Source organism: Polaromonas sp. P1_E1_2 (genome assembly GCF_056406035.1).
Genome location: NZ_JBFUAZ010000423.1, coordinates 1 through 3,833, shown reverse-complemented (window position 1 = coordinate 3,833; position 3,833 = coordinate 1). Strand labels below are relative to the sequence as shown.

Below are 3,833 nucleotides of genomic sequence, written 5' to 3'. Positions count from 1 at the left end.
GTTCTATGGCCAGCTCAATGGTGCCGCCGCAAGGCAGGCCAAAGCGGCGCGCCTCGTCGGCTGAAACGCCATAAGTGACGATGGCCGGTTGCGTCTGGCTGAGGCCCTCGCGGCGGGCCCGGTCGATCATGTCGTCTTCAATGCAGCCGCCCGACACCGAACCCACCACCCGGCCGTCTTCACAGATGGCCAGCATGGAGCCTTCAGGCCGCGGGCTGGAGCCCCAGGTTTTAAGCACAGTCACCAGTTCGCAGCGCAGGCCTGCGGCCAGCCACTGCGATGAGGTCTTCAGAACTTCGAGGTCAATGTTATCCATGCGTCAAATGCTAGCAGCCCGCAGTTTTTTCTGCCTCGGCCCGGCCTCAAAGCCCTGCGGCCTCAAGCCTTCGCCAGGTTGTCATTGAGCGGCAGCGTGCGCACCCGCTTGCCGGTGGCGGCAAACACCGCGTTGGCCACCGCGGGCGCCACCAGCGCCGTGGCCGGCTCGCCAATGCCGCCCGGCTTCTCGGTGCTGGGCACCAGGGTGATGTCCATCACCGGCGACTCATGCATGCGCAGCACGGGGTAGTCGCCGAAATTGGTCTGCTGCACCCGGCCCTTGTCTAGCGTGATCTGGTTATTCAACGCGGCTGACAGGCCAAACACAATGCTCGACTGGATCTGTGCCTGCACCGTGTCGGGGTTGACCATGCGGCCCAGGTCGGCCACCACCGTCACCTTGTGCACCGTGATCTGGTTGTCCTTCACCGACACCTCGGCCACCTGCGCCATGTAGGTGTCGTAACCCTCCATTAGCGCGATGCCGCGGCTACGCCCTGCGGGCGGCGGTGTGCCCCAGCCGGACTTGTCGGCCGCCATCTTCAGCACATTGGCAAAGCGCGGCTGCTTTTCCAGCAGCGACATGCGGTAGGCATACGGGTCCTTGCCCGCCGCCAGCGCCATCTCATCGACAAAGCTTTCATTGGCAAAGGCATTGAGCGCGTGGCTCACCGAGCGCCAGTAGCCCACACGCAGCCCGCTGTCGTGGATCACCAGGTCGTACTGCGTGTTCGGGATGTCGTATGGCATCACGCCGGCTTCGGCCATGAAGGGGTCCAGCGTGTCCTTGGGCAGGCCGAAGGCGCGCTGCGTGATGGACTGCGAGGTGACCTTGAAATTGAGCGCCACCGGCTTGCCGTCGGCTCCCAACCCGGCCGAAAGCTGGTTGACGGCCATGGGCCGGTAGAAGTCGTGCGTGGTGTCGTCCTCGCGGCTCCAGAGCAGCTTGACGGGCTTGCCCACGGCTTTGGAGATTTGCGCCGCCTGTACGATGAAGTCCAGCTCCAGCCGCCGGCCAAAGCCGCCGCCCAGGAAGGTGGTTTTCAGCGTGATGTCTTCGGGCTTGATACCCAGGGCCGCCGCCACGCTGCCTTCAGCCCCCTGCTGGAACTGCGTGGGGCCGATCAGCAGGATCTTGCCGTTCTTGTAGTCGGCCGTGAAGTTCATCGGCTCCAGCGTGGCGTGCGCCAGCAACGGCGACACGTACTCGGCTTTCAAGGTCTTGGCCGCACCCTTCATCGCGCCGGCGGTATCGCCCTTGGGCGCGATGATGGGTATCACCTTGCCGCTGTCGGCCGCCTTGCGAATGCCGTCCAGCATGCTCGCGTTGCTGATGGCCGCGACCGGGCCTTCGTCCCATTGCACCGTCAATGCCTGGCGCGCCTTGTACGCATGCCAGTAGCTGTCGGCCACCACGGCCACGCCATCGGGAATCTGCACCACGTCGATCACGCCCGGCATGGCCTTGGCCCTGGCCGCGTCAAAGCTGGTGACCTTGCCGCCGATCACCGGACATTGCTGCAGGCTGGCGTAGACCATGCCGGGTAGCTTCACGTCAATGCCGAATTCGGCTGTGCCGTTGACCTTCATCGGTGTGTCCAGCCGCTTGGTGGGTTTACCGACCACAGTGAAATCTTTCGGGTCTTTCAGCACCACTTTTTCCGGCACTGGCAGCTTCGATGCCGCCTCGGCCAGTGAACCGTAAGTCGCCTTCTTGCCGTTCGGCCCGATCACCATGCCGTTCTCAGCCTTCAGCGTCGACGCATCGACATTCCACTTCGCAGCAGCCGCCGACACCAGCATCATGCGCACCTGCGCGCCGGCGATGCGCAGCTTTTCCCAGCCGTCACGCACCGAGGTCGAGCCGCCGGTGATCTGTGCGCCCAGCAAGGCGTTGGTATAGACCTTGCCCGGAGGCGCAATCGCCACCTTGATCTTGCGCAAATCCACATTCAACTCTTCGGCAATCAACATCGGCATGGAGGTATACACGCCCTGCCCCATCTCGGAGCGCGCAGACAGCAGCGTGATGGTGTTGTCGTCGGCAATGTGCACCCAGGCATTGGGGGTGTAGAGCGTGCCCGCGGCCTGGGTTGCCAGCGGCAGGCCCAGCGTGACGCCCATCATCAACCCGCCCGTGACGGCTGATGAGGCTTTGAGGAAAGTACGGCGATCAGGGCGATCGAGGGAGACCAGTGTGTTGGCAGTCATGATCGTTCTCCTCAGGCTTTGCGCATGGTGGAAGCGGCATCCTTGATCGCCGCCTTGATACGCGGGTAGGTACCGCAGCGGCAGATGTTGCCGCTCATCGCGGCGTCAATGTCCGCGTCGCTCGGGTTCTTGTTGCCCGTGAGCAAGGCCGCCGCGCTCATCAACTGGCCCGACTGGCAGTAGCCGCACTGCGGCACATCGTGCTTGATCCACGCCACCTGCAGCGGGTGCGTGTTGTTGCGTGAAAGGCTTTCAATCGTCGCCACCTTCTGGCCCGCAGCGGCAGACAACGGCGTCTGACACGACCGCACCGGCTTGCCATTGAGGTGCACGGTACACGCGCCGCATAAGGCCGCACCACAACCGAACTTGGTACCGGTCATGCCCAGCTCATCGCGTATCACCCACAAAAGGGGTGTGTCAGATTCAGCGTTGACGGAAACGGCGCGGCCGTTCACGTTGAGTTTTGTTGTCATGTGGAGTCCCCTTTTGTTGAATCACTGTCATCACAGGATCGGGCAGGCCCCCAAAAGTCAGCTACTACCCGAAGGCCTTGCGGGACTCATGCTACGACTGCGCCTTAAGGGGTATCCGGGTAGAAACCCTTGGCTGAAACAAAGTCTCAACACTTTTTCTCAAGATGAGACAACTGATATAACTCATGCCTTACAAGAGTTTGGGAGGACCACAAAATGGATGGCGCACCGCATCGCCCCGCAGTTTCGCGACCAGAAGCCGGCCGAGGTTGGCGGCATGAATAGGGTCACAGAAAAGTACACAAGCTTCCCAACCCTGGGCCAGGCCGCGCTGATCGTTCTCGCCTTATTTCTGTTTGAATATGTCGCGCTGGTGGCGCTTGCCGATATGCTCGGGTTGCGCGGAGATGCACTCAATGGCGTATGGGGCATCGCAACAGTTCTTGGAAATGCCGGCGTCTTCAGCCTTGTGCTGCATCACAAGCAGCTGAGCTACCGGGCCTTGTTTCATGCGTCCCGAAATTCGGCAAGCGTCACCATCATGCTGTTGATGCTTCCTATCGCCATGCTGATTCCTGCACTGGTGTTGGCCATGCTGTCAGTGGATGCGGTGATGGTTTCGGCATTCCCTTTGTCAAGAGCACAGGAAATGATGTTCCAGAGAATGATGACGAACGATCCCATGTCTGTCATCACGGTTTGTATCCTGGCCCCCGTTCTGGAGGAAATGCTTTTTCGCGGCATTATCGTGCGCAGTTTTCTGGCGCAATGCCCCAGGAAATTCGCTATTTTTGCCTCAGCGACGTTATTTGGTGCCGCTCATCTGAA

The 3,833-nt window shown here is 61.3% G+C and carries 4 protein-coding genes; 1 reads left to right on the top strand and 3 read right to left on the bottom strand.

From position 1 onward, the window contains the following. The 3 genes from AC1D1P_RS17140 to AC1D1P_RS17130 form a co-directional block, all read right to left on the bottom strand. The coding region (locus tag AC1D1P_RS17140; RefSeq protein WP_477673799.1) for an XdhC family protein at positions 1 to 316 on the bottom strand (316 nt) is incomplete at its 3' end. A 62-nt stretch (positions 317 to 378) separates the two neighbouring features. Continuing rightward, entirely contained in the window at positions 379 to 2,529 is a 2,151-nt protein-coding gene (locus AC1D1P_RS17135) for a xanthine dehydrogenase family protein molybdopterin-binding subunit (RefSeq protein ID WP_477669330.1), read from the bottom strand. 11 nt (positions 2,530 to 2,540) lie between these two features. After that, the gene (locus tag AC1D1P_RS17130) at positions 2,541 to 3,005 is read right to left on the bottom strand and encodes a (2Fe-2S)-binding protein (RefSeq protein ID WP_477669329.1); all 465 of its coding nucleotides are present in this window, start codon (positions 3,003 to 3,005) and stop codon (positions 2,541 to 2,543) included. 220 nt (positions 3,006 to 3,225) lie between these two features. On the opposite strand from AC1D1P_RS17130, the gene AC1D1P_RS17125 reads away from it, so the two are divergent. Next, on the top strand, positions 3,226 to 3,833 hold a 608-nt coding region (locus AC1D1P_RS17125; RefSeq protein ID WP_477673798.1), incomplete at its 3' end, for a lysostaphin resistance A-like protein.

Bases quoted from the DNA above. Each gene is read 5' to 3' on its own strand.
- AC1D1P_RS17135 (WP_477669330.1), bottom strand. From the start codon at position 2,529: ATGACTGCCAACACACTGGTCTCCCTCGATCGCCCTGATCGCCGTACT.
- AC1D1P_RS17130 (WP_477669329.1), bottom strand. From the start codon at position 3,005: ATGACAACAAAACTCAACGTGAACGGCCGCGCCGTTTCCGTCAACGCT.